This window comes from Falsiroseomonas algicola (genome assembly GCF_011040385.1).
GTDB classification, from domain to species: Bacteria; Pseudomonadota; Alphaproteobacteria; order Acetobacterales; family Acetobacteraceae; genus Falsiroseomonas; species Falsiroseomonas algicola.
Map to the genome: position 1 here is coordinate 24,106 of NZ_JAAIKB010000010.1, position 25,444 is coordinate 49,549.

21 protein-coding genes and 1 other RNA gene are annotated in these 25,444 nt (G+C 71.9%); 11 read left to right on the top strand and 11 right to left on the bottom strand.

All coding sequences use genetic code 11. The features are described from left to right. Positions 1–234 precede the first annotated feature (234 nt). Positions 235–903 (top strand): alpha/beta hydrolase, encoded by a 669-nt coding sequence (locus tag G3576_RS21445; protein WP_164696495.1) that lies wholly within the window; start codon positions 235–237, stop codon positions 901–903. Positions 904–966: 63 nt separating this feature from the next. Here the strand turns inward: G3576_RS21445 and G3576_RS21450 are convergent, their stop codons facing one another. After that, on the bottom strand, positions 967–2,061 hold the full coding sequence (locus G3576_RS21450) for an anhydro-N-acetylmuramic acid kinase (RefSeq protein WP_164696654.1): 1,095 nt from the start codon (positions 2,059–2,061) through the stop codon (positions 967–969). Positions 2,062–2,126: 65 nt separating this feature from the next. Here G3576_RS21450 and tyrS point away from each other — a divergent pair, with 65 nt between their 5' ends. The 4 genes from tyrS (at position 2,127) to G3576_RS21470 (ending at position 6,469) form a co-directional block, all read left to right on the top strand. Further along, positions 2,127–3,353, top strand: a complete 1,227-nt coding sequence (gene tyrS, locus G3576_RS21455; RefSeq protein WP_164696496.1) for a tyrosine--tRNA ligase — start codon at positions 2,127–2,129, stop codon at positions 3,351–3,353. 403 nt (positions 3,354–3,756) lie between these two features. Then, on the top strand, positions 3,757–5,466 hold the full coding sequence (locus G3576_RS21460) for a DUF6311 domain-containing protein (RefSeq protein ID WP_164696497.1): 1,710 nt from the start codon (positions 3,757–3,759) through the stop codon (positions 5,464–5,466). Positions 5,467–5,472: 6 nt separating this feature from the next. Continuing rightward, a complete protein-coding gene (locus tag G3576_RS21465; protein WP_164696498.1) occupies positions 5,473–6,174 on the top strand; it encodes an AzlC family ABC transporter permease in 702 nt (233 codons plus the stop codon). Beyond that, positions 6,167–6,469, top strand: coding sequence for an AzlD domain-containing protein (locus tag G3576_RS21470; protein ID WP_164696499.1), 303 nt, complete (start codon positions 6,167–6,169; stop codon positions 6,467–6,469). The genes G3576_RS21465 and G3576_RS21470 overlap by 8 nt, the downstream gene beginning before the upstream one ends. A gap of 39 nt (positions 6,470–6,508) precedes the next feature. Here the strand turns inward: G3576_RS21470 and G3576_RS21475 are convergent, their stop codons facing one another. The 3 genes from G3576_RS21475 to hflK all read right to left on the bottom strand — a co-directional run bounded on the left by G3576_RS21475 (position 6,509) and on the right by hflK (position 10,436). Beyond that, positions 6,509–8,023 carry a DegQ family serine endoprotease gene (locus G3576_RS21475; RefSeq protein ID WP_164696655.1) on the bottom strand — a complete coding sequence of 505 codons (1,515 nt, stop codon included), beginning with the start codon at positions 8,021–8,023 and terminating at the stop codon, positions 6,509–6,511. A 191-nt stretch (positions 8,024–8,214) separates the two neighbouring features. Next, the gene (hflC, locus tag G3576_RS21480) at positions 8,215–9,213 is read right to left on the bottom strand and encodes a protease modulator HflC (RefSeq protein WP_164696500.1); all 999 of its coding nucleotides are present in this window, start codon (positions 9,211–9,213) and stop codon (positions 8,215–8,217) included. Continuing rightward, positions 9,210–10,436, bottom strand: coding sequence for an FtsH protease activity modulator HflK (gene hflK / locus G3576_RS21485; RefSeq protein WP_164696501.1), 1,227 nt, complete (start codon positions 10,434–10,436; stop codon positions 9,210–9,212). Before hflK ends, hflC begins: the two co-directional genes overlap by 4 nt. A gap of 241 nt (positions 10,437–10,677) precedes the next feature. Between hflK and G3576_RS21490 the strand changes: the two genes are divergently transcribed. After that, positions 10,678–11,790: an Mrp/NBP35 family ATP-binding protein gene (locus tag G3576_RS21490; protein WP_164696502.1), complete on the top strand. Its 1,113-nt coding sequence runs from the start codon at positions 10,678–10,680 to the stop codon at positions 11,788–11,790. Here the strand turns inward: G3576_RS21490 and G3576_RS21495 are convergent. The 5 genes from G3576_RS21495 to G3576_RS21515 all read right to left on the bottom strand — a co-directional run bounded on the left by G3576_RS21495 (position 11,780) and on the right by G3576_RS21515 (position 15,388). Continuing rightward, a complete protein-coding gene (locus G3576_RS21495) occupies positions 11,780–12,673 on the bottom strand; it encodes a ribokinase (RefSeq protein ID WP_164696503.1) in 894 nt (297 codons plus the stop codon). The two genes, G3576_RS21490 and G3576_RS21495, sit on opposite strands and share 11 nt — an antisense overlap. Next, positions 12,670–13,266, bottom strand: coding sequence for an HD domain-containing protein (locus tag G3576_RS21500; RefSeq protein WP_164696504.1), 597 nt, complete (start codon positions 13,264–13,266; stop codon positions 12,670–12,672). The genes G3576_RS21495 and G3576_RS21500 overlap by 4 nt, the downstream gene beginning before the upstream one ends. Positions 13,267–13,276: 10 nt before the next feature. Further along, positions 13,277–13,510, bottom strand: a complete 234-nt coding sequence (locus G3576_RS21505) for a hypothetical protein (RefSeq protein WP_164696505.1) — start codon at positions 13,508–13,510, stop codon at positions 13,277–13,279. Next, a complete protein-coding gene (gene thyX / locus G3576_RS21510; RefSeq protein WP_164696506.1) occupies positions 13,500–14,438 on the bottom strand; it encodes an FAD-dependent thymidylate synthase in 939 nt (312 codons plus the stop codon). The genes G3576_RS21505 and thyX overlap by 11 nt, the downstream gene beginning before the upstream one ends. Before the next feature lie 74 nt (positions 14,439–14,512). Continuing rightward, positions 14,513–15,388 (bottom strand): alpha/beta fold hydrolase, encoded by an 876-nt coding sequence (locus G3576_RS21515; RefSeq protein ID WP_235952317.1) that lies wholly within the window; start codon positions 15,386–15,388, stop codon positions 14,513–14,515. A 69-nt stretch (positions 15,389–15,457) separates the two neighbouring features. Between G3576_RS21515 and ssrA the strand changes: the two genes are divergently transcribed. Together ssrA and G3576_RS21525 are read left to right on the top strand one after the other, a co-directional pair. After that, positions 15,458–15,786, top strand: a transfer-messenger RNA (tmRNA) gene (gene ssrA, locus G3576_RS21520). A gap of 73 nt (positions 15,787–15,859) precedes the next feature. Further along, positions 15,860–16,372 (top strand): SspB family protein, encoded by a 513-nt coding sequence (locus G3576_RS21525; RefSeq protein ID WP_164696507.1) that lies wholly within the window; start codon positions 15,860–15,862, stop codon positions 16,370–16,372. Between the two features lie 28 nt (positions 16,373–16,400). Here the strand turns inward: G3576_RS21525 and G3576_RS21530 are convergent, their stop codons facing one another. Further along, complete coding sequence (locus G3576_RS21530; protein WP_164696508.1) at positions 16,401–17,039, bottom strand: calcium-binding protein; 639 nt, start codon at positions 17,037–17,039, stop codon at positions 16,401–16,403. A gap of 280 nt (positions 17,040–17,319) precedes the next feature. Between G3576_RS21530 and G3576_RS21535 the strand changes: the two genes are divergently transcribed. Together G3576_RS21535 and G3576_RS21540 are read left to right on the top strand one after the other, a co-directional pair. Then, entirely contained in the window at positions 17,320–18,921 is a 1,602-nt protein-coding gene (locus G3576_RS21535; protein WP_164696657.1) for a fumarate hydratase, read from the top strand. Positions 18,922–18,925: 4 nt separating this feature from the next. Then, positions 18,926–19,177, top strand: a complete 252-nt coding sequence (locus G3576_RS21540) for a DUF1272 domain-containing protein (protein ID WP_164696509.1) — start codon at positions 18,926–18,928, stop codon at positions 19,175–19,177. A gap of 18 nt (positions 19,178–19,195) precedes the next feature. Here G3576_RS21540 and G3576_RS21545 read toward each other — a convergent pair whose 3' ends face one another. Next, positions 19,196–22,381, bottom strand: coding sequence for an AsmA-like C-terminal region-containing protein (locus G3576_RS21545; RefSeq protein ID WP_164696510.1), 3,186 nt, complete (start codon positions 22,379–22,381; stop codon positions 19,196–19,198). 17 nt (positions 22,382–22,398) lie between these two features. Between G3576_RS21545 and G3576_RS21550 the strand changes: the two genes are divergently transcribed. Further along, entirely contained in the window at positions 22,399–25,437 is a 3,039-nt protein-coding gene (locus G3576_RS21550) for a bifunctional [glutamine synthetase] adenylyltransferase/[glutamine synthetase]-adenylyl-L-tyrosine phosphorylase (protein ID WP_235952319.1), read from the top strand. The last annotated feature ends 7 nt before the right edge of the window (positions 25,438–25,444 follow it).

The window sequence follows — 25,444 nt, forward strand, 5'->3', positions numbered from 1 at the left end:
CGTCAACAATCGGCGTTGGACCCAGAAGGGGTCCCACCAGGGGCGGGGATGCCGAAGGATGAGGTCTGGCCCTGGGTCGTGCCTGAGGCGCGCCGCGGCGGCGGCGCGGGTGGTTCCCCAAACGGCCAGGTGGCGGGCAACGCGCAGCCCCGCCCCCGGTCATGGTGCGTGATGGACGGGTTGGGCTGAGGCCCGGACCATCGCGGACCCAACACGGACTGGATCGAAGGAACGATGCCCGAAGTCATGTTCGCCGGCCCCGACGGCCGGCTTGAGGGTCGTTATCACCATGCGAAGCAGGCCCATGCGCCGGTCGCGCTGATCCTGCACCCGCATCCGCTGCATGGCGGGACCATGAACAACCGGATCGTTCATGCCCTGTACCAACGGTTCCAGGCGATGGGGTTCTCCACCCTTCGCTTCAACTTCCGCGGCGTCGGCCGCAGCCAGGGCCGCTACGATGGCGGCATTGGGGAGATCTCGGACGCCGCGGCGGCGCTGGACTTCCTGCAGGCCGTGAACCCGAACGCCTCCTCCCTCTGGGTCGCGGGCTATTCCTTCGGGTCCTATGTCGGCATGCAGCTGCTGATGCGGCGGCCGGAGATGGGCGGCTTCGTCAGCGTCTCCGCCCCCGCCAGCCACTACGATTTCGGCTTCCTCGCCCCCTGCCCCTGCAACGGCCTGATGCTGCATGGCGCGGATGACGAGCTCGTGCCCGAAAGCTCCGTGCGCAAGCTTGTCGACAAGCTGAATACCCAGAAGGGCATCCGGATCGACTACCGCGTGATGCCGGGCGCCGGCCACATCTTCACGCCGCCCCAGGCGGAGCAGGTGGCGGATGCGGCGGAAGACCATGTGATGGGCGTGCTGAACCGCGGCCGCATGGCGCTCGCGGCCGACTGACCCGCCCAGGGTCATCGAGCCTTCCGGAACGGCGCGCGGCACCCCCGCGCGCCGTTTCGCGTTCTACAGCAGCGAACCCACCAGCCTGCCTCCTGGCAGCGGATACGGCGCGCCGGTCGTGCCCGGGAAGGTCAGCGGCAGGCCGCGCCAGACGCGGGCCGCCAGCACGCCGAAGGCCTGCGCCTCCAGCGCATCGCCATTCCAGCCCGCCACCTCCACCGCCCGCACCGGCTCCGCCAGCGCCGCACCCAGCGCCCGCATCATCGCGGGGTTGCGGCGCCCGCCCCCGGCGACCAGCCACTGCACCGGCGGCTCCGGGAAGTGCCGCGCGGCAGCCGCCACGCAGACGGCGGCGAAGGCCACCAGCGTGGCCGCGCCATCGGCAGGCGAGAGCGCGCCCGCGCCCGCTTCCCGCAGCGCGCGGTCGAAATCCAGCCGGTCCAGCGATTTGGGCGGCGGCGCCAGCAGCCAGGGATGGTCCAGCATATGGGCCATCACCCCGCCATCGACCTGGCCGGCCAGCGCCAGCCGGCCGTCGCGATCGAAGGCCTCCCCCGTATGCAGCCGCAACCAGTCATCCAGCGGGCCATTGGCGGGGCCGGTATCGAAGGCCACCAGCGTGCCATCCGCGCCGATCCAGGTGACGTTGGCCACGCCGCCGAGATTCAGCACCGCCAGCGGCTTCGGCAGGTCCCGCGCCATGGCGGCATGCACCACCGGCACCAGCGGCGCCCCCTGCCCGCCCGCCGCCACATCGGCGCTGCGGAAATCATGGGCGACGGTCATCCCCGTCTCCCGCGCCAGGCGCTGCGCATCCCCCACCTGCCAGGTGAAGCCGGCGGCATTCGTGCCGGGCCGCGCAGGCCTGTGCAGAATGGTCTGGCCGTGGAAGCCGATGACATCCGCGGGCCAGCCGATGGCGCGCACCGCCTCCACATGCCGGTCCGTCAGCCGCGCCACGCAGCCCTGGAGGAAGGGGTCCTCGGGCGACATCTCCGGTGCCCGGTCCAGCAACTGCCGCAGGTCACGCCGCAGCGACGGATCGTAGGGCAGGGTCAGCACCGGGCCCAGCCGGCCGATCGCCTCCCCATCCGTCTCCACCCAGGCGGCATCCACCCCATCGAGGGAGGTCCCGCTCATCAGCCCTATGGTTCGCAGCATCCCCCCAACGTGCTACGCCGCGCGCCGCCGGGAAAGACCCGGGCAGCCGATGACGGACGACCATGAGCATCACCAGCGACTTCCTGCGGATCGCCAAGGAACGCGGCTACATCCACCAGACCTCTGACGAGGCGGAGCTGGATGCCGCGCTGCGCAAGGGGGGTCTCACTGCCTATATCGGCTATGACTGCACCGCGGACAGCCTGCATGTCGGGCACCTGATGCCGACCATGCTGCTGCGGCTGCTGCAGAAGACCGGCGGCAAGCCCATCGCGCTGATCGGCGGCGGCACCACCAAGGTCGGCGACCCCTCCGGCAAGGATGAGGCGCGGCAGCTGCTGACCGACGAGATCATCGCCACCAACAAGCTCGGCATCCGCCGCACCTTCGAGGCGCTGCTCGATTTCGACGCCGGCGCGCTGATGCTCGACAATGCCGAATGGCTGGATGAGCTGCGCTACATCCCCTTCCTGCGCGACATCGGCCGCCATTTCAGCGTCAACCGGATGCTGACCATGGACAGCGTGCGGCTGCGCCTCGAACGCGAGCAGCCGCTCAGCTTCCTCGAATTCAACTACATGCTGCTGCAGTCCTACGACTTCTTGGAACTGCATCGCCGCCATGGGGCGGTGCTCCAGATGGGCGGGTCGGACCAGTGGGGCAACATCATCATGGGGGCGGAACTGATCCGCCGCGTGGCCGGTGGCCAGGCGCATGTGCTGACCACGCCGCTGCTGACCACGGCGTCGGGCGCCAAGATGGGCAAGACGGCGGCGGGCGCGGTGTGGCTGAACCCGGATCGCCTTTCCCCCTACGACTACTGGCAGTTCTGGCGGAACACGGAGGATGCAGATGTCGGCCGCTTCCTCGCGCTCTTCACCGAACTGCCCATGGAGGAAGTGCGCCGCCTCGGCGCGCTGGCCGGCGCCGAGATCAACGAGGCCAAGAAGATCCTGGCCACCGAGGCGACCGCCCTGCTGCATGGCCGCGCCGCCGCGGAGACCGCCGCCGAGACCGCCCGCCGCGCCTTCGAACAGGGCGAGGCGGCGGAGACGCTGCCGAGCCTGGCCACCAAACTGCCGGCCGGCATCATCGACCTGCTGGCGGAGGCGAAGCTCGTCGCCAGCAAGGGCGAGGCCCGGCGGCTGATGGCGCAGGGCGGCGTGCGGCTGAACGATGCGCCGGTGTCGGACGTCGCGGCGGTGGTGACGGAAGCCGATCTGCGTGACGGCGCGGCGAAGCTTTCGCTCGGCCGCAAGAAGCATCTGCTGGTCCGGCAGGCTTCGTGAGACTACTGCCGGTCTGGAACTCCCCGCAAAGCCGCTTCACCGTTTTGCGCGGACCCGGATCGGCGCCGGTCATCGACGGTTTCGCTGCGTTGCCGCGCCGCCGCCCTGGGCTAGGCGGGTTTCGATAGGGGCTCTTGGCCCGCTCTGCCGGTTCAACAGGGTTCCCGCTGGTGTTTGCGGAGGCGGCGCGCGTCGCGCCTCCGGCGGGCTCCGTATCCACAGCGAAATCCAGGCCTAGGATTTTTTGCCGCACACGGCGCTGCGGCGCCACCGTTTTTCGGCCTTGGCGTCGCCTTAATTTTTGTTCATCTGAGGGGCCATCAGCGGTGCTTCGGGAACCCCCGGGGCGCTGCCGTTCTTCAACCGCGCCGCGCATCACGCCGGCCGACAGGAACGACCTGCCATGCCCCGCGCCATCCTGGCTGGGCTGACGCTGCCCGCCAGCCGCCCCCTCTCCATTCCCCGCTGGTGGAGCGGCGTGGCGGCGGTCGCGCTGGGTTGTCTCGTCATTGCCGCGATCTACGGCCCCGGCATCCTCGCTCCCTGGCGCACCGGCTGGATGCTGGAAGGCACGATCGGACCCGACCCGGTGCAGTACTGGCTGGGCTGGACCTATTTCAGCCGCGCCCCCTGGTCCTGGCCGCCCGGCCTGAACCCGGATTGGGGGCTGGAGATCGGCTCCTCCATCTTCTACTCGGACTCCATCCCGCTGCTCGCCTTTGCCTTCAAGGCGCTGCGGCCGCTGATGGAGGTCTCCCAGTATTGGGGCCTCTGGCTCTATGCCTGCGGGGCCCTGCAGGCCTTGATGGCCTGGCGGATCATCGGCCTCTTCACGGCCGACCCGCTGGCGCGGTTGGCGGGGGCTGCGCTGTTCCTGGTCCAGCCGCTGATCCTGAACCGGCTGGGCGGTCATTTCGCCCTGGGCGGCCAGTTTCTCCTGTTGATGGCGCTGTATCTCTGCCTGACGCGAGAGCCCGCGGCTCGGCGGCTGGCGGGGTGGGCGGCGCTGGTGGGCGCTTCCTCCCTCATCCACGCCTATCTCCTGCCGATGGTCGCGGGGCTCTGGGCGACGGATCTGCTGGCCCGGGCGCTGCGCGATGGCCGCCGCCCGGCCTGGCTGGGCATGGAGGCGCTGGCCGTGCCCTTGATCGGCCTGTGCGGCCTGTGGCTGGCCGGTTTCTTCGTGCTGCAAAGTGGGCTCGGCGGCACCTGGGGCGGCTTCGGCCGCATGCAGCTCGACCTGCTGGCCCCCTTCGACCCCGGCGAATGGGGACGCTTCCTGCCGCAATTGCCGCGGGCGGACCATCTGGAGGCCGCCGATTCCTATCTTGGCCTCGGCGTGCTGCTGCTGCTGGCCGCTGGCCTGATCGCCTTCCTGGCGCGGCCGGGGATGCGGCCCGGATGGCCGTTGCTGGCCGGGCTTGCGGTCTTCATGGCGCTGGCCGTCACCCACCGCGTCTCGATCGGCGGGTGGGTGGTGACCGTCCTCGATCTGCCGGAGCGGGCCGTCAGCCTTGCCGATGCGCTGCGGGCCTCCGTCCGCTTCTTCTGGCCTGTCGCCTATGCCGCCATGGTCGGTGCGATCGCCGCGCTGGTGCATGCGCTGGGCGGGCGCCGGGCGGGCCTGGTCCTGGCGGGGCTGCTGGTGGTGCAGGTGGCGGACCTTCAGCCGGGCGTTGCGCGGTTGCACGGCTTCTTCCGCCCGGCGCCCGCGACCGCGCCGCTGCGCCTGGCCGATCCCTTCTGGACGCAGGCGACCGCGCGCTACGAGCGGATCCGCCTGGCGCCCACCGGGATGCAGGCCCGGCATTGGGAGGAAGTCGCCGTGCTGGCCGCGACGCGCGGCCTGCCTACCGATGCCGTCTACCTCGCGCGCCTGGATCCCGAGCGCGTGGCGGCGCTCAACGCCACCACCCTGGCGCGGCTTTCGACCGGGCGGCATGAGCGGGGCAGCCTCTACGTGCTGGGCGACAAGGATGCCCTGGCGGCCGCCTGGGCCGGGATGGACCCGACCCGCGACCTGCTGCGACAGGCCGATGGCATCTGGGTACTGGCCCCGGGCTGGCTCCAGCCGCTGGTCGCCGCCCACACTGGCGCGTCGCCGCCGCCCTGAGGTCCGATGCCCGACGAGACGCCGCCCGCATGCTTCACCACCGCCGGCGTGGCGCGCGGCATGATGCTCGCCTGGCCCCTGCTCCTCTCGACCGGGGCAGGCGGGCTCGCGATGGGCGCGGCCTGTCGCCAGGCGGGCATGTCGCTGCCGCTCGCCACGCTCTTCAGCGCCGGCGTCTATTCCGGCACGGCGCAGGCGCTGGCGCTGCAACTCTGGTCGGCCGTGCCGCCGCTGCTCGCCATCCTGCTGGCGGCGGGGGCGGTCAACCTCCGCTACCTCGTCATGGGGGCGCGGCTGGCCACGCTGTTCCCCGGCCTGCCCTGGCGTTCGATGCTACCGAGCCTCGCCATCTATGGTGACGCCACCTGGCTGATCGCGGCCGGCGAGGCCGAGCGGGGGCGGCCCGATGCCGGGATCCTCTTCGGCGCCAGCGCGGTGACGGTGGTGGGCTGGGTCGGCGGGACCGTCATCGGGCACGGCGCCGCCTTCTCGCTGGCCGGCCCCTGGGCGATGGCCGCGGCCTTCATCCCGCTGGGCTTCATCGTCGCCTATATCCCGGACCAGTGGCGAGGCCGCGCCACCGGGTTGCCCTGGGCGGCCTCCGCTGGCGTGGCGCTGCTGTCCCTGCCCTTCGTCGCGGCGCATTGGGCCATGCTCGCCGGCGGGGCGGCGGGGACGGCGATCGCGGTGCTGCGTGACGATGGCTGACCCCTGGCCCTGGCTGGTGGTGCTGGCGCTGGCGGCGCTGACCTTCTCCATGCGCGTCGGCGGCTGGCTGGCGGCGCGCGTCATGGGCGTCTCGCCGCTGATGGATCGCGTGCTGCGCGCGGCGCCGGGCAACCTGTTCATCGCGGTGGCCGCGGTCGCCATCCTGAAAGGCGGCGCGCCGATCGCGGCCGGCAGCATCGCGACGGTCGCTGCGATGCACCTGACCGGGCGGGAATGGGTGGCATTGCCGCTGGGGGCGGCGGCGGCGGCCGGGATAGGCTTGCTCGGACCCTGACGGTTTCGGAGGGGGGCGCCTGCGCGCCCCCCAATCCGGTCAGCCCGGCGCGCCGGGCGCGCGTGCCGGCGCCAGCCGCAGCGGCACCCAGCGCTGGCCCTGCGGCCCCTCGATCAGCAGCAGCGCCGTTGCCCGGTTCTGCCGGCGCAGCCGCTCGAGCCGCTCCTGCACTTCCTGCGGCGTGTTCACCCGCTCCTGCTGCACCTCGACGATCACGTCGCCGGGCCGCAGTTCACGCTCCGCCGCCGTGCTGCCCGGCGCCACTTCCGTGATTACCACGCCGCGGCTTTCCGCCCGCAGGCTGAAGCGCTCCCGCGCCTCCGGCGTGATCGGGCCGACGCGCAGGCCAAGGCCCGAGAGTTCCAGCGTCTGCGGCCGCGTGGCCGGCGCCGGCGTCGCCGCCGCCTGCTGCGCCTCGGAGGGCAGTTCGGCGACCGTCACCGTCACCGTCTGCTCACGCCCGTCTCGCCACACCACCACGGGCGCGGCGGTGCCGACATTGGTGTCGGCCACGATGCGCGGCAGGTTGCGCATCTCCCGCACCTCCTGCCCATTGAAGCGCAGGATCACGTCGCCGGCCTGGATGCCGCCGGCCGCGGCCGGGCCGCCTTCCTGCGCCCGCGCCACCAGCGCGCCGCGCGCACCGCCGCGGATGCCGAGGCTTTCCGCGATCTCGTCCGTCACCTGCTGAATGTTCACGCCGAGCCAACCGCGCCGCACCCGGCCCGCTTCGCGCAGCTGGTTCGCGATGTTGCGCGCCAGGTTGGAGGGGATGGAGAAGCCGATGCCGATCGACCCGCCGGACGGCGAGTAGATGGCCGTGTTGATGCCCACGACCTCGCCCGCCAGGTTGAACAGCGGGCCGCCGGAATTGCCGCGGTTGATGGCGGCATCCGTCTGGATGAAGTCGTCATAGAGGCCCTGGCGGATATCGCGGCCGCGCGCCGAGACGATGCCCGCGGTGACGGATCCGCCGAGCCCGAAGGGATTGCCGATAGCCAGCACCCAGTCGCCCACCAGCGCCGTGTCGCTGTCACCGAAGGAGACGGAGGGCAGGTCACGCTCCGGCTTCACGCGCAGCACGGCGATGTCCGTGCGCGGATCGGTGCCCACCAGTTCCGCGCGGAGCGTGGTGTTGTCCTGCAGCACCACATTGATCTCGTCCGCGCCATCGATGACGTGGTTGTTCGTCACCACGATGCCGGACGGGTCGATGATGAAGCCCGAGCCCAGGGATTGCGCGCGGCGCTGCGGCTGCTGCTGCGGCGGCTGGTTCGGACGGCCCTGCTGGCCGGGCGGGCGGTTGCGCTCCAGGAAGTCCCGGAAGAATTCCTCGAAGGGGCTGCCAGGCGGGGCCTGCGGCGTATCCGGCGCGTCAGGGCGCTGGGCACGGCCGGGCGAACCGGCCGCCTGGGTCGTCTGGATGTTCACGACCGCCGGCAGCAGCCGCTGCGCCAGCGGCGCGAAGGACGAAGGCGCGCCCGGCGGTGGGATCTGGGCGTGGGACGGCGAGGGCGACAGGGCCGCAAACGGCGCGGCGATGGCCGCGGCCATCAGGAGGGGGGCAAAGCGCACGGGCGGCACCTTCTTCTCAACGCTGGCGAACAGGGTGGGCGCGAAGGCCCGTCACGACAACATTGGCATGCGGGGCCGGTATCGGAAGCCCGCCGGCCGCCGCAAGTTGCATGGGGACCGGCGAGGGTTGGGGGCGGCCACGGCCAGCGCGGCCGCCCCCGTCACGCTGGTCAGGGTGCCACGGTCCCATTGGCCGGGGCCGGCACGGCCGCGGGGGCAGGCGCCGCCGCAGCCGCCGGGGCCGCCGGGGCAGGCGCCGGGGCCGCCGCGCCGCTGTTTCCGGCGTTGCCGCCGGCCGGCAGCGCCACCGGCATGCTCTCCCGGAAGAAGCGGAAGAACTCGCTGTCCGGCGACAGCAGCAGGCGCGTCTCACCCTCGCTGAAGGCCTCGCGATAGGCCTGCATGGTCCGGTAGAACTGGAAGAAGTTCGGGTCGCGCTGGAAGGCCTCCGCGAAGATGCGGATCGCCTCCTGCTCGCCCTGGCCCCGCAGGATGTCGGCCTGCGCCTGGCCTTCCGCCAGCAGCACGGTGCGTTCGCGGTCGGCGCCGGCGCGCACGCGCACCGCCACCTCGGCACCCTCGGCGCGGGCCTCGCGGGCCACGCGCTCACGCTCGGACTGCATGCGGTTGAGGATGGCCTGCGTGTTCTCCTCCGGCAGGTCGGCGCGCCGGATGCGGACATCCGTCACCTCGATGCCGAAGCGCCGCGCCTCCTCGTTCACCTGGCGGCGGATCTCCGTCATGATCCGCGCGCGGTCGGTGGACAGCACCGACAGCAGCGGCTCATTGCCAAGCACGCGGCGCAGCGCGGAGCTGACGATCGAGTTCAGCCGCCCCCGGATGCCCGCTTCCGCCGCACCGGCGGTCTGGAAGAACAGCAGCGGGTCGATCACGCGGTAGCGCGTGAAGCTGTCCACGATCAGCCGGCGCTGGTCGCCCAGGATCACCTCCTCGCCCGGCGCGTCGTAGTCCAGCAGGCGACGGTCGAAGGTGATGACGGAGTCGATGAAGGGCACCTTTGCATGCAGGCCCGGCTCGCGGATCACGCGAACGGGCTCGCCGAGTCGCGTGATCAGGACCTGCTGCGTCTGGTGCACCGTGAACAGGGTGGCGGATGCGATGACGAGGCCGATGGCCGCGACTACCGCGAGGATAAGGGCGCGGTTCATCGGGGCACTCCCGCCGGACGGTTGTTGCCGAAGCCCTGCGTCGGCGCAGGCTGGGGCGGCGGGGGTGGCTGGCGCGTCATCTGCTGGCTGCCAGCCGCGATGCCCCGCCCCTGCTCGCCCAGGTTCAGCAGCGGCACCACGCCCTGCAGTCGGTCATCCACCAGAACCTTCGGATTGCGCCGCAGGATCTCCTCCATGGTCTCCAGGTACATGCGCCGCACCGTCACGTCCTGTGCGGCCTGATAGGCCGTGAGAACGGAAATGAAGCGCCCCGCCTCGCCTCGGGCACGGGCCACCTGGCTTTCGCGGAAGCCCTCGGCCTCTTGCACCAGGCGCTCGGCCTCGCCGCGGGCGCGGGGGATGATGTCGTTGCGGTAGCTCTCGGCCTCGTTCCGCAGCCTCTCGCGGTCCGCATTGGCGCGCTGCACGTCGCGGAAGGCGTCGACGACGCTTGAAGGCGGGTCCACCTTCTGCAGCTGCACCTGCGCGACCTCGATGCCGGCACCGTACTGGTCCATGATGGTTTGGGTGCCGCGCAGCACATCGGCCTCGATCTGCGCGCGCGCCTCGGTCAGCGCCGGCTGGATCGGCGTGCGGCCGATCACTTCCCGCATCACGCTCTCGGCCGCGGACTTCACCGTGGCCTCGGGGTTCCGGGTGTTGAACAGGAAGGGCGCGACGTCGCGGATGCGCCAGAAGACGGCGAAGTCGATGTCGATGATGTTCTCGTCGCCCGTCAGCATCATGCTCTCCTCGAGCACGTCGCGGGACGGGACGGGACGCGCGACCTGCCCGCCATCGGCGGCCGCGCGGAAGCCGACATCGACGCGGTTGATGCGCGTTACGCGCGGCTTGGTGACGGATTCGACCGGCCAGGGGATGGCGTAGCCCCAGCCCGGCGGGGTGGTGCGGTTGAAGGCGCCGAAGCGCATCACGACGCCCTGCTCGTCCGGCTGCACGCGGTAGAAGCCCGATGCGGCCCAGATGCCGACCAGCACGACACCGACCAGCGCGAGCCCCATGCCGCCACCGCCGCGCGGCAGGAAGCGGCGCACCGTGTCCTGCGCCTGGCGGATGACGTCATCGAGGTCAGGCCCGCCACCGCGGCCACCGCCGCCGCCACCGCCCTGCCCCCCGCCCGAAGGCGGCTGCGGCGCCCCCCATGGCCCGCCTGGCCTGGGGTTCCCCCAGGGGCTGGGTCCGCCGCTGCTGTTCCACGCCATCGGGGTGTAGGCCTCCTCCAGTACGGGCAAACATGTGCCACGTCCCTTCCCGGCAAGGGAGGGGTGCAGCAATCGCGTCGTCGGTCCATATGGGGTGCCATATGGGGGCCGCGCCGGGTCGGTGCAGCCCGGCCTTCTCGGTGCCGGGCCAGACCGCACGGGCTTCCGCCGCACGAACACACGCGCGCCGGGGCCGACTTGGCCGGCGCGATATCGGATGGAACAGGGGGTTTTTCAAGCGATGGGCGAGATGCTGGAACAGGCGGTGCGCACCGCGCTGCGGTCGGTGCGCGACCCCGTCACCGGCCAGGACGTGGTCAGCGCCGGCATGGTGGACGGGCTGGCGGTGAAGGCAGGCATGGTCCAGTTCGCGCTCCAGGTCCCGCGGGAACGGGCGCGGGAGAGCGAACCGCTGCGCGCCGCGGCCGAACGCGCGGTCGCCGCCGTCCCCGGCGTGCTCTCCGCCACCGTCGTCCTGACGGCCCATCGGACGGAACCCGCCAAACCCACCCCGCATGCCCACGGCCCCGCCGCAAAGACGCCTCCTGGCCAGGGCGCGATGCTGCTGCCCGACGTCGGCGCCATCATCGCCGTCGCCTCCGGCAAGGGCGGCGTCGGCAAGTCCACCACCGCCGTGAACCTGGCCGTGGCGCTGGCGATGCAGGGGCTGCGCGTCGGGCTGCTGGATGCCGACATCTACGGCCCCTCGCTCCCCCAGATGCTCGGCACCCATGAACGCCCGCGCGCCGAGGGGCAGAGCATCATCCCGCTCAGCCGCTGGGGGCTGAAGGCCATGTCGATCGGCTTCCTGGTGGAGCAGGAGACGCCGATGATCTGGCGCGGCCCCATGGTGATGGGCGCGCTGGAACAGCTGATGGGCCAGGTCGCCTGGGGTGCGCTCGACGTCATGGTGGTGGACATGCCGCCCGGCACCGGCGACGCGCAGCTGACGATGAGCCAGCGCGTGCCCCTCGCCGGCGCCGTCATCGTCTCCACGCCGCAGGACGTGGCCCTGATCGATGCGCGCCGCGGCGTCCGGATGTTCGAGAAGGTGAACGTCCCCGTCCTCGGCCTGATCGAGAACATGAGCTTCTTCTGCTGCCCGAATTGCGGCCACCGCACCGATATCTTCGGCCATGGCGGGGCGGAGGCGGAGGCCAAGCGACTCGGCGTCGAATTCCTCGGCGGCCTGCCGCTGAAGCTCGCGATCCGCGAACTGGCCGATGCCGGCACGCCGATCGTCGCCGCGCGGCCCGATTCGGAGGAGGCCGCCGCTTATCAGCGCATCGCGTCCCGGCTGCGGGAGAAGCTGGCCGAGCGCGCGGGCGCGGGGCCGAGGATCGTCATCGACTAGCGAGCAGCGCGTCCGTCTCGGCCGCCGTCGGCATGGAACTGGCGGCGCCCGGGCGGGTGCAGGCGATGGCGGCCGCAGCCGAGGCGCGCCGCATCGCCGCATCCAGCGGCAGGCCGCGATCCATGGCGGAAGCCAGCACGCCGCACCAGCAATCCCCCGCCCCCGTCGTGTCCACCGGCCTCACCGGGAAGGCGGGGTAGCGATACATGCCTGTGGCCGTCGCGGCCGTGACGCCCGACCCGCCCATGGTCAGCGCCACGTCGGTGCCGAGCGCCGCGCGGATCGCCGCCGCATCCGGCGCGGTGCCGAGCCGGCGCGCGACCATCATCGCCTCATGCTCATTCACCACCAGCAGGTCGAGCGCGGCCAGGATGTCCCGCGGCAGGTCGGCGGTCGCCGGCGCCAGGTTCAGGATCACCCGGGCACCCCGCGCCCGCCCCCGCATCACCGCAACCGCGACCTCGGCCGGCGGAACCTCCATCTGCAGCAGCAGCACGGCGCCGGGCCGCAGCATCGTGTCCTCGATCTGCTGGGCGCTGGCCAGCAGATTGGCCCCGCTGCCGACCGCGATCAGGTTGGCGCCGTCGGGCCCGACGCAGACCGCCGCGCAGGCCGTCGGCGCCTTCACGGTGGCGAGGCGGGAGAGGTCGACCCCCGCCCCCCGTACGCCGGACAGCGCGACATCCGCCATGGCATCCGCGCCGACCGCGCCGACGAAGACCGTCCTCGCCCCGTCCCGCGCCGCCGCCACCGCCTGGTTCGCCCCCTTGCCCCCGGGCAGCGCCCGGTAGCCCGGCCCGAGCACGGTCACCCCGGGGCTCGGCAGTTCCGGCAGGTTGAACACCAGGTCCGCCGTGACGGAGCCGAAGACGATGACGGTCATGGGGCGAACATGCCCCCCGCCCGCGCCTTGGCATAGAGCAGGTCGATCAGCGCCTCGAAGGCGGGCGCGACCTCCCGCGCCGGGTTCATCCGGCCATGCGTCTGCGCTTCCCTGATTCCGGCATGGCGCCAATGCCCGGTGCCGATCACCCCCTGCATCATCCCCTGTGCGCGGTCGCAGGCCATGGCGAAGCGGGCCGCCTTCGTCTCGCCCTCCTCGAACTCCTCCCACAACGCGCGCAGCCTGCCGCCGAGGTCCGGCGGCAGCACGCCGAAGACCACATCCGCCGCCGCGCGCTCCCGCGCCGCCTGCGTCAGCAGATGCGCCTCGTCATAGGCGAAGGTGTCGCCGGCCTCGATCTCCACCAGGTCATGCGCCGCGATCATCGCGAGCACATGGCCGAGGTCGGGCGGATCCTCGACCTCCCCATGCAGCAGCACGGCGACCAGAGCGACGTTCCAGCAATGCTCGGCGCTGTTCTCGTTGCGGTCGGTGCCGTCCGGCCCGCGGGTGCGGCCACGCCGCTCCACATGCTTCAGGCGATCGGCCAACGCCATGAAGTCCAGCAGGGCCGCGGTGCGGTCGGGGGTCATGACTTCGTCCTCAACGGGGTGCGGTCCAGCGGCCGAGCAGGAAGCCGAACAGCACGGCGCCGCCCAGCAGGGCCACCACCTCCCCGAACAGCGCATGCGCCACCGGCAGGCCGATGGTCACCAGCGTCACCAGCAGCGCCACCTTCCACCAGCGCTGCACCCAGTCCCAGCGCCCGGCACCGCCGCGGCCGGAGGCCTTGCCCCGCGGCTTCGCGCCCCGCTTCGCGCTCGCGCTACTCGCCACGTCCCAATGTTTCCATCAGCTCGCGCCATTCGCGCTTGGAGAGGCCCGACCCCGCCTGCTCCACCGCCTCCCCCGTCAGCATCCGCCGCAGGATCGCCAGCATCTGGGCGGACAGCGTGACCGCGCCGAGGCGATAATCCTTGAAGGCCCCGGCCGCCATCGGCACCCAGGCCTCCGCCATCCCCATCATCGCCTCCGCATAGACGCGGATCTCGTACTGCGCATGCGCATCGGCGCGGAGCGACAGGAAGTGGAAGAGGTTGTGCAGGTCCGTCTTCCAGTACCACTGCGTATAGGCATTCAGCGTCAGGTTCATGCGCGCGAGTTCCCGCGCCAGCCCCTGCCGCGAGGGATCGAGCGGCTGCCCGCCCTCATCCTCGTTCAGCATCTCGACGTAATGGTCGTAGTTGCGGGAGGCATCCTCCCGCAGCAGGTCGAGCACGCGGGCGGCTTCCTCGCCTTCCAGCACGTTGCCGCGTCCCTGGCGGTTCATGGCGGATTGCGCGGCCAGCTGCGCGGGCGCCGGAATGTAGAATTCCCGGTCGAGGATCGAGTAGCGCGCGCTGTACTCGTTCACATTGGCCGTGCGGTGCCGGATCCATTGCCGCGCGACGAAGATCGGCAGCTTCACGTGGAACTTGATCTCGCACATCTCGAAGGGGGTCGAGTGGCGGTGCCGCATGAGGTAGCGGATCAGGCCGCGATCCTCATTCGCCGCGCGCGTGCCGCGGCCATAGGAGACGCGCGCCGCCTGCACGATCGCGGCATCGTCGCCCATGTAGTCGATGACGCGGACGAAGCCGTGGTCCAGCACCGGCACGGCCTGGAACAGCATCGCCTCCAGCGCCGGCACGGTCGGGCGGAGCGTCCGCGCCTCCGCGGCGCGCGCGGCCTCGATCTCCTGCTGCTGCTCGCTGGTCAGCGCCATGCCGGTCCCCCTGTGCCGGGTCGCGCGCGCGACCCGGTGGGGCGATAACGGGGCGGCGCCCCGGCGTCCAGCCGCTAACCGACCAGCCCGGGATTCGCCTGCAGGAAGCGCAGCAGCCCGGCCCGGAATTCCGGCGCGGCGGGCGCGCTGCCATGGCTCGCGCCCGCAATCGCCACCAGCTCAAGCCGTGGCATGGCGGCCTTCAGCCGCTCGAAATCCCGGAGGTAGGGGTCCGCCGTGCCGACGATGCCCAGCGTCGGCATCGGCACCCGCGCCAGAGTCTCCACCGGCACCACCTGGTCGGGGTTGGACCGCCGCACCGCCGCCAGCGCCCGCGCATCCTGCCCGGCCAGGCGGCGTTCCGAATCGGCTCGGATCTCGGCCTCGCTGGGCGGTGGCCGGTCCCGCGGCCAGAGCCGCAGGAACTGCGACCGCAGCAGCCCCTGGTCCATCTCCGCACTTTCCTCATCGACCCGCTTCTGGTCATCCGCGGTCCAGCCGAGCCGCCCGGCGGCGCCGCCCAGCGTCAGCGTGGCGAAGCGGCCGGGATCCAGCACCGCGAGCTGCGCCACGATATGCGCGCCCATGGAATACCCCGCGATATGCGCGCGCCTGATGCCGAGATGGTCCATCAGCCGCGTCACGTCCCGCCCCATCTCCGGCCCATAGGCGCTGCGCTCATGCGGCTTGCCGCTCTGCCCATGGCCGCGGGCATCGAGCGCGATGGTGCGGAAATGCGGCGCCAGCGCCGGGAAGACGCCGGACTGCACCCATTGCCGCTCCAGGTTGGTCGTATAGCCATGCAGCAGGATGACGGGTTCGCCCCGCCCTTCCTCGATGAAGCGGATCGGCACGCCGGCGCTGTCGAAGCGCCGGTCCTCCGCGGCCCGCACGATGCTGGCAGCGAACGGCATGGCGAGCGTCGCCGCGATGACGGCACGACGGTTCATGGCACGCTTCCTTCCCTCGGGGTCCGTCCCCGGGCAAAGCGCATCACCCGGCGCCATCATGGTCAAGCATGGCTGGAACTCCGGGCGCCCCTGGCCTATATGTCCGTCGTCGGCTTGCCGACTATGGCGATAAACACGGTTCGGAATAAGCGTTGCGGACCCGGGGGCAGTGCCCGGCGCCTCCACCATCATCCCCTCCGGTGCAAATCCGGTCGGGACGTCCCGGGGGCGAAACAGCTTCGACGCGCGTAGTAAAGGGATCGCTTTTGCCCGGCATTGTACCGCCGTTATCGGGCTAACCCTACAAGTGCGAACGATAACAGCCGCGAGGCTGTCGCACTCGCTGCCTAACAGGTAAGCGCGGTTCGGGGGGCACCGGGCAACAGAAGCCCCCCACTTCCTCATTCTTCTTGGCGCCTCTTTCCCGTCCGGCGGCGTCATCTTATGGTTGTATGCGTAAGGGGTGCACCCATGAGCGACGATGCCCGCCCGGCGCAGGGCCAGATCCCGTATGAACGCTGGACCGACGACGCGCTGCGCGAGGTGGTCGCCCGGTCGCTTGACCTGGCGGGGTCCAAGGGCCTGCCCGGCGACCATCACTTCTACCTGACCTTCCGCACGGACCACCCCGGCACACGCGTGCCCGGGCACCTCAAGGCCAAGTATCCGCAGGAAATGACGGTGGTGCTGCAGCACCAGTTCGAGGCGCTGGTCGTCGACCGCGCCGCGGGCTTCTTCTCCGTCCGCCTCTATTTCGGCGGCGTGCCGGCCACCCTGGTCGTCCCCTTCGCCGCGCTGACAGGCTTCGCCGATCCCTCCGTCCGCTACGGCCTGCGCTTCCAGCCGCAGATGGAAGCCGCGGCGGCCCCGGCGCCGGAGGCTGCCCCCGCGGCCGAGCCTGCGCCGGCGCCCGTGGCCGCGGTGGAAGCCCCCGCGCAGGTCGTGAGCCTCGACGCCTTCCGGCGCCGCCCGGCGCGGGATTGAAGCGGGGGGCGGACGCCCCCGATCCACGCTACTCGGTGCGACCTTGGAAATACTGGTAGCTGCCCGGCACCAGGCGCTCGAGCCCCGTGAAGCGGATCGTCTCGTTGCCGATGGTGATGGTGCCGCTGACGCCCGTCAGGTTGATGTAGTTGCTCTGGATGCTCGGCTGCGCCGACCCGGCATCAAGCCTGATGTTGCCCAGCAGCTGCTGGAGCGACAGGCCGCCATCCTCGATCACCAGGATGTCCGTGCCGCCGCCGCCCTGGATGGTGTCGTTGCCATCGCCGGGGTGCCAGCGGAAATTGTCGTCGCCATGGACGCCGAACATGGCATCGCCCATCAGCAGGTCGGCGCCGGTGCCGCCGATGATGATGTCGCTGCCGGCGCCGCCCGTCACGGTGTCCTGCCCGGCGCCGCCGGTGACGATGTCCGTGCCTTCCCCGCCATCGACGGAGTCGTTGCCCGCCTGCCCGCCCGCGATGTCGTTGTCCGACCCGGCATTGATCGTGTCGTTGCCCGTCCACCCCATGACGGTGTCGGCGCCATAGCCGGTGCTGTAGTTGTTGTTCGCGCTGGTGCCGTTGATGCGTTCGTCGCCGACGCCGCCGGTGACCTGCTTCAGTTCGTCCTCGCGGAGCGGTGCCTTGGCGGGATCCTGCGATGCCATCCGTTCTCTCCGATTGTTGGCAAAAGCATCTGAACCCGGAACGGACGCGCCGACCAGATGCGGACTGCTGACCGCCACGATAGCCATCCCCTCTGGAACGCCCGCGGGTCTCGCCCCCGTCCGGCCGTTGGCGCGCGCTTCCCGCTGCGCTACCAACCCCCAAACACCCTGCCCCGCCCGATCAGGGGCTGCCCGCGGAGACCCGCCCGTGACCGCACCGCTCGACATCGACAGCCCCGTCATCGCCCCCACGCGCCCGGAGGGCTTCCGCTACAGCCCCATGCTCCCGCTGGGCGAGGATGCGACGCCCTATCGCAAGCTCGACATCGCCGGCGTCTCCACCGCGACCTGCGATGGCAAGACCGTCCTGAAGGTGAAGCCGGAGGCGCTGGAACAGCTCGCCTTCCAGGCGTGCAAGGACGTCTCCCATCTGCTGCGCCCCGCGCATCTCGCCCAGCTCGCCAAGATCCTGCAGGACCCCGAGGCGAGCCCCAACGACCGCTTCGTGGCGCTCGACCTGCTGAAGAACGCCAACATCGCCGCCGGCGGCGTGCTGCCCATGTGCCAGGACACCGGCACCGCCATCGTCTTCGGCAAGAAGGGCCAGCGCGTCTGGGTCGAGGGCGATGAGGAGGAGGCGCTGAGCTACGGCGTCCACCGCACCTATACCGAGACCAACCTCCGCTATTCCCAGATGGCCCCCCTGACGATGTGGGAGGAGGTGAACACCGGCAACAACCTGCCGGTCGAGTTCTCCATCATGGCGCAGCCCGGCGACCACCACGCCGATGAGATGCACCTGATGTTCATCCTCAAGGGCGGTGGATCGGCCAACAAGACCTTCCTGTTCCAGCAGACCCGCGCCGTGCTGTCGCGGGAGAAGCTGCTGAAGTTCCTGGAAGACAAGATCAAGACGCTCGGCACCAGCGCCTGCCCGCCCTATCACCTCTCGATCGTCATCGGCGGCACCAGCGCCGAGATGAATTTGAAGACCGTGAAGCTCGCCTCCACCAAGTGGCTGGACGCGCTGCCGACCGAAGGATCGAAGGCCGGCCACGCCTTCCGCGACACCGCCTTCGAGGCCGAGGTCCACAAGCTGACCCAGAACCTCGGCATCGGCGCGCAGTTCGGCGGCAAGTATTTCTGCCACGACGTCCGCGTGGTGCGCCTGCCCCGCCATGGCGCGTCGCTGCCCATCGGGATCGGCGTCTCCTGCTCCGCCGACCGCCAGATCAAGGCCAAGATCACGCCGGAGGGCGTGTTCCTGGAGCAGCTCGAGCATGACCCCGCCAAGTACCTGCCGGAGGCGACGGACAGCATCCTCGGCGGCGACGTGGTCCGCATCGACCTGAACCAGCCGATGAGCGCGATCCGCGCCGAGCTGTCGAAGCACCCGGTGAAGACGCGCGTGTCCCTCACCGGCACCGTGGTGGTCGCCCGCGACATCGCGCATGCGAAGCTGCAGGAGCGGCTGGACCTTGGCGAGGGCCTGCCCGACTACCTGAAGAACCACCCCGTCTACTACGCCGGCCCCGCCAAGACCCCGACCGGCTACGCCACCGGCAGCTTCGGCCCCACGACGGCCGGGCGCATGGACAGCTATGTCGAGGCCTTCCAGAAGGCCGGCGGTTCGCTGGTGATGCTGGCCAAGGGCAACCGCAGCAAGGCCGTGCTCAACGCCTGCAAGAGCTATGGCGGCTTCTACCTCGGCTCCGTCGGCGGCCCCGCCGCCCGCCTGGCCCAGGACTGCATCCGCAAGGTCGAGGTTCTGGAATACCCGGAGCTCGGCATGGAGGCGGTCTGGAAGATCGAGGTCGAGGATTTCCCGGCCTTCATCGTCGTCGATGACAAGGGCAACGATTTCTACGAAGGGCTGGAATAGCGCCATGCTGGAGCTGCGCCCGAACTGCGAATGCTGCGGCACCGACCTGCCGCCGGATTCCGACCGGGCGCTGATCTGCTCCTTCGAATGCACCTGGTGCCGTGACTGCGCGGCGACGCGCCTTCCCGGCGGCCTCTGCCCGAATTGCGGGGGGAACCTCGTCCCCCGCCCGATCCGCCCGGCGGCGAAGCTGGAGCGCTTTCCCGCCAGCACGACCCGCAAGCGCAGCACGCTGCCCGCCTGTACGGGGGGCTGACGGGGCGAAGGCTGCGCCCTACGGCGTCGCCTGCCCGATCCCGAACAATCCCCTCAGGAACCCCGGCGTCAGCGCCGCCAGCGGGTTCACGCTGACCTGCGGGTCATCCGCCGGCCCGACCACCCGGAAGGTCGCCGCGAACAATCCGCCCCCCGTCTCCGGGGAGAAGAGCCGCCCGAGGATCGGGATGTTCCCCAGCAGCGAGTTGAAGATGTAGGCGGGCACGATCGTGCCCTCCATCGCCAGGCGCTGCTGGCGGCGATGCAGCGTGCCCTTGGCGGTCAGGCCTAGCGAGGCCGAGAAGGCCCGCGCCTCCGACAGCGTCAGTTCCTCCGGCGTCAGGCTGAAGGGCGCGACCATGCGGGAGAAGGACAGGCCCGGCCCGGACAGCGCCTCCACCAGCCCGTAGAACGTCAGCGCCTGCAGCAGCTTGGCGAAGCCCGGCGCGTTGCGCACCGCGAAGTCACTCATTTCCGCGGTGCCGGAGAGCGGCGCGCCCGGGCGGTTATGGGCGTAGGTGGCGTTGACCGTCAGCCGCCCGCCTTCGAGGTGCCGCAGCACGTCGAAGCTGCCGAGCAGCGCGCCGGCATCCTCCGCCGTCACGCGCAAGGCCCGTCCGGCGCCGGCGGCGGTGATCGAGGCCTCGAAGGGTCCGCGCGGTCCCGCCCGGCCGGCCACGCGTCCTTCCCGCACCACACCCAGCCCATCGACCAGCACCCGCGCCTCCATGGCGCCCAGTTCACGGCCGGGGCCAAGCAGCGTGCGGTCGAAGCGCGCATCCACCGCCCAGGTCGTGCCGGGCGGCGCCTGGGGCGCCGCGGCCGCGGCCGGGGCGGCGGGGCTGTCCTCCGCCATGGTGCGCCGCAGGTCCAGCACCGGGCCGCGCAACAGCAGCGACCAGGGGCCACCCTCCCGGCCGGGCGGCCGGGCTTCCCCCGCGAACCGGCTCTGCTCCACCGCGGCTTCGTTGATCGTCACCCGTTCCAGCCGGGCGCCGCGGCCGAAGGCGGCATTGCCGCGCATCAGCAGGGCAGGCGCTTCCAGGCGGAAGGTCTCCACGGCTTCAAGATTGTCGCCATTGAGCCGCAGCACGCCCTCCGCCGTCGCGATCTGGCCGGCGGGCTTGGTCCAGGACAGCGGCGCGATCTCCATCCGCGCATCGCGCAGGTCGGCCCGGATATTCGCCCTCCCCTGCCCGCTGCGCCGGCGCTCCGTCCGCACCTCCAGCCCCACCGCGCCGGTCGCGAGTTCATCCAGCGGCAGGCCGAGCGCCGCGATGGTGGCGGCATCGGTGCGGGCGGAGACGCTCTCCCGCATCACCACCTGGGTCGGCGGCCCGCTGCGGAAATCCATCTCCACGCCCAATCGCGCATTGATGCCGCCCAGCGTGCCGGTACCGGTGACGCGCAGCCCGTCGGTATCGACCGTCAGCTCCGCCTGGCCGCGTTCCAGCGGACGGCCGAACAGCACGTCATTGATCCGCACGTCGCGCAGCCGGGTGCGGGCGCCGATGCGCAGCGCCTCCACCGGCAGGTCGGCCAGCAGCGGGAAGCCGACGGTCAGCCGTCCCTCGAAGCTGCCGGTCGGGTCCTTCACCGGGAAGGGCCGGCGGTCGAACAGCTTGAGGCGCGGATGCTGGATGACGGCGACGGCCTGGGGGATGGGGCCGGAAAGGTCGAAGCTCATCTCCGCGCGGTCCTGGCCCTCCGGCGGGAAGATGAAGCGCACCAGCCCTTCCCGCGCCGTCACCACCGCCTGGCCGGCCGGGCCTCCGGTCTGCCGCCCGCCCGTGACCTTCAGCGATATCTCGTCGAGCCCGAAGGTCACGGTGCCGCCGGCACCCACCACGGGCGGGATGGGACGCAGCCAGTGGACGGTGGCGTCGGAGACATCGAGCGTGCCGGAGAGGCCGGTGACGCGGAGCACCGCGAGGTCGGCGCTGGCTTCCACCTCCGCCCGCCAGCGCCCGTTGCGGGCGGTGCCGGCGGTGACGTTCTCCAGGATCCAGTCCCGTTCATGGCCGACGCCGAGCCCCTGCGGCCAGTAGCGCGGCAGGTCGGCGACCAGGACCTGGTCCAGCGACAGCGTCGCGGCCCCGCGCCAGCCGGCGCCGCTGCGCGCCACCTCCGCCGTCGCGACCAGCACCGGCGCACTGGCGCCGCCGGTCAGCCGGATCGTCGCCTGGGGGATGGACAGCGCCGTGGGCGAGCCTTCCACGGCCAGGTCGATGCCGCCCAGCGGCAGCACCCGCCCGCCCCCGAGGTCGAGCCGCCCCGCGCCGGCCTGCAGCGTCGCCTGCATGTGCCGGATGGCGCCACCGGCATCGAGCCGCCCCGCCACCTCGATCCGCGTCGCGGCGTCGAGACCCGCCAGCGGCGCCAGGGGCCGCGCGGCGGCGGCCAGCAGGGCGGGCTGCACTTCCGGGATTGCCAGGCGGAAGCTGAGATCGGCGGGCCTGCCGACGGCCTCGGCCGAGATCGTCATCGGCACCCGCGCCTGGCCCAGCAGCAGGGTCGCGCCGCCATGGCCGGCGACCCCGCCCGATGACAGGCGCCGGATCTCCAGCATCGCCTGGTCCAGCACCCAGGTGGCGCCGAGCGCCTCGTCCTCCACCACGATGCGGGCATCGGTGATTCGCAGGCGGGAAAGCGCGCCGAAGGGCGTGTCGTCGCTCGGCGCGCCCATCATCTCGACCATCAGCTCATCGAGGCGGGAGGCGCCGCCGGTCGCGGCAGGCGCTTCCGCCGCATCCGCCTGGGCGCCCACGAGGACGGACACCTCGCCCGCCGCAGATCGGCGCAGCCGCAGCGCGGGGTGCTGCAGTTCCAGCGTGCGCGGCGCCACCTCGCCCCGCAACAGCCAGGGCAGCGACAGCGTCATGGCGGAGTCGGGGAGTTCCGCGCGCAGCGTCCCGTCCGGCCCGCGCAGCCTCACCCCGGCCAGCCGCAGCCGGACCGGCATCAGGTCGCCGTCCCGCCAGCCCTCCCACCCGATCTCGGCCCGGCCCACCTCCAGCCGGGCCTCGGGGTCGGCGGCATTGGCGCGGTCCTCGATCAAGCCCGCGAGGAAGGGCAGCTCGATCGGACCGGCGGAGAGCCGCCAGGCCGCGAGCCCGGCCAGCAGCATCAGCAGCACGCCGAGGCCGCAGAGGCGGTGCAGCCACCAATGCGCCTCCCGCGCCACTTGACCGGCGGCGCCCCTCATCGCTTCCTTCCCCGGGCATGCCGAAATCCCGCGCCCCGGCGAGCCCCCTCGCCGCCGAAGCCGCCGCCTTCGCCCCGCCCGCCGCGCCGCTGGCGCTGCGGCCCCACGATGCGGCGGCTGCGGCGATGCTGGCCGGGCGCTTCGCGGAGAAGGGGGCGGCGGAACGCGCCTTCGGCGCCACGGCCCAGGGCGCGGCGCTGATCGCGGCGCTGGGCGGGCACAGCCCCTACCTCGCCGACCTCGCGCTTCGCGAATCCGCGACGCTGCTGCGACTGATGGAACGCGGGCCGGATGCGACCTTCGCCCTCGCGCTCGATCCGCTCAGCCGGGCGGACCCGGCGGCGACGCGGCCGGGCGTCGCCTCCCTGCTCCGCCAGGCCAAGCGGCAGGCCGCGCTGATCGCGGCGGTGGCGGACCTGATGGGGCTCTGGCCGCTCGACCGCGTCACGGGCGCGCTGAGCGAACTCGCGGATGCCTGCACCGACTATGCCTGCGCGCATCTGCTGCGGGAGGCGCAGGCGCGGGGTGACCTGAAGCTGGCGGGTGGGGCGGCACGGCACGACCCGCGCGCGACAGGCAAGGGGTCCGGCCTGGTCGTGCTGGGCATGGGCAAGCTCGGTGGGCGCGAGCTGAACTACTCCTCGGATATCGACCTCATGGTGCTCTACGACCCGGAGGCCGCAGCCTACGACGCCGACCGGGCCGGCGCCATCTATGTGCGCCTGGCCCGCGACCTGGTGCGGCTGCTGGAGGAGCGGACGGAGGATGGCTACGTCTTCCGCACCGACCTCCGCCTGCGCCCGGACCCAGCGGCGACGCCACTCGCCGTGAGCCTGCCGGCCGCCATCGTCTACTACGAGAGCATGGGCCAGAACTGGGAACGCGCCGCCATGATCAAGGCGCGCCCCGTGGCCGGGGACCGCGCGCTGGGCGAGCATTTCCTGCGGGAGATCCGGCCCTTCGTCTGGCGCCGGCACCTGGATTTCGCGGCCGTGGCCGACATCCATTCCATCAAGCGCCAGATCCATGCGCACAAGGGCCACAAGGGCGCGCATGACAGCGTGCAGGTGGCCGGCCACGACGTGAAGCTCGGCCGCGGCGGGATCCGGGAGATCGAGTTCACCACGCAGGTGCTGCAGCTGATCTGGGGCGGCCGCGACCCGGGGCTGCGCGATCCCACCACACTCGGCGCGCTGGCGGCGCTGGCCGCGGCCGGGAAGATCGATCGCCGCGCGGCGGCAGACCTGGCCGATGCCTACGGCTTCCTGCGCACGGTCGAGCATCGGCTGCAGATGGTGGCCGACCGGCAGACGCACAGGCTGCCAGAGGAGGAGGCCGGGCTCGCCCTCATCGCCTCCTTCATGGGCTATGACAGCGCGAGCGCCTTCTCCGCCGCACTGGTCGGCCACCTGACGAAGGTGGAGCGCCGCTATGCCGGGCTGTTCGAGGAAGCGCCCGACCTCTCCGCCGGCGATGGCGTCGGGGGCGACCTCGTGTTCACAGGGGTGGAGGACGACCCCGGCACGCTGGCGACACTGCGCGGCCTCGGCTTCCAGAACCCGTCGGCCATCGCGGGCGTGGTGCGGGGCTGGCATCACGGCCGCACCCGCGCCACGCGCAGCGAACGCGCGCGGGAATTGCTGACGGCGCTGATGCCCGCGCTGCTGACCGCCTTCGGACGCCAGCCGCAGCCCGATGCGGCCCTGCTCCGCCTCGATGCCGCGCTCGGGCGGCTGCCGGCGGGCGTGCAGGTGCTGAGCCTGCTGGCGCGGAATCCCGCGCTGCTGGACCGTCTGGCCTTCGTGTTGGGGGCGGCCCCGCAGCTGGCGGATCATTTCAGCCGCAACGCGGCCGCGCTGGACGGGTTGCTGGCCGGCGCCGGTGGCGTGTTCAGCCCCTCGGGCAACGCCGCCGGCACCGATCCGACCGCCACCCTGCCCGCCCTGCTGAAGGACGCCCGATTCCTGGAGGAGGCGCTGGAAGCCGCGCGGCGCCTGGTGACGGAACGACGGTTCGAGATCGATGCCGCGGCACTCGAAGGCCGGCTCGACGTGGATGAGGCAGGAAGCGCCCGCAGCGCCCTGGCCGATGCCGCGATCGGCGGGCTGCTGCCGCGCATCGCGCAGGATTTCGCCAGGCGCCACGGCAAGGTGGCCGGCGGCCACCTCGGCGTCGTGGCACTCGGCAAGCTCGGCGGGCGCGACATGCTGCCGGGCTCCGACCTCGACCTCATCCTGGTCTATGACCATGCGGAGGAGGCGACGGAGAGCACCGGCGGGCAGAAGATTCTGGCCTCCAGCCAGTATTTCGGACGGCTCGCCAATCAGGTGGTGGGGGCGCTGACGGCGCCCGGTGCCGAAGGGCGACTGTTCGAGGTGGATATGCGGCTCCGCCCTTCCGGATCGAAGGGGCCGGTCGCGGTGTCCCTGCCGGCCTTCGAACGCTACCACGCCGAAAGCGCCTGGACCTGGGAACGCATGGCGCTGACGCGCGCCCGCTTCGTGGCCGGCGCGCCGGGGCTGAAGCGCAAGGTGGAAGCCGCGATCCGCGCCGCGCAGACCCGCCCCGCCGATGCCACCCAGGTCCTGGCGGATGCGACCGCCATGCGCGCGCGGCTGCTGCGGGACCTGCCGGGCGATGGCCCCTGGGACGTGAAGCACCGCGCCGGCGGGCTGATCGAGGTGGAGTTCATCGCCCAGGCCCTGCAGGTCGCCCATGCCGCGCGGTTGCCCGCCATCCTCTCCCCGACCACCCGCCTCGCCCTCGCGGCGCTGGCCAAGGCCCGCATCCTGCCGCCGGAGGAGGCCGAGGCGCTGGTCGCCGCCGAACGCCTCTGGCGCGCCATCACCGCCCATCTGCGCCTGACGGTCGGGGTGTGGCGGGAGGAGACACTGCCCGAACCGGTGGCGGCCGCCCTGCTGCGCGCCCTGGCAACCCACCTGCCACACCCGCCGGTTGACCAACCCGCGCTCCGCGCACAGATGCGGGACGCCGCGGCCCGGGTGAGGGAAAGCTTCATCCGGCATGTCGGCGACCCGACCATCCCCCCGGCCTGAGAGAGAC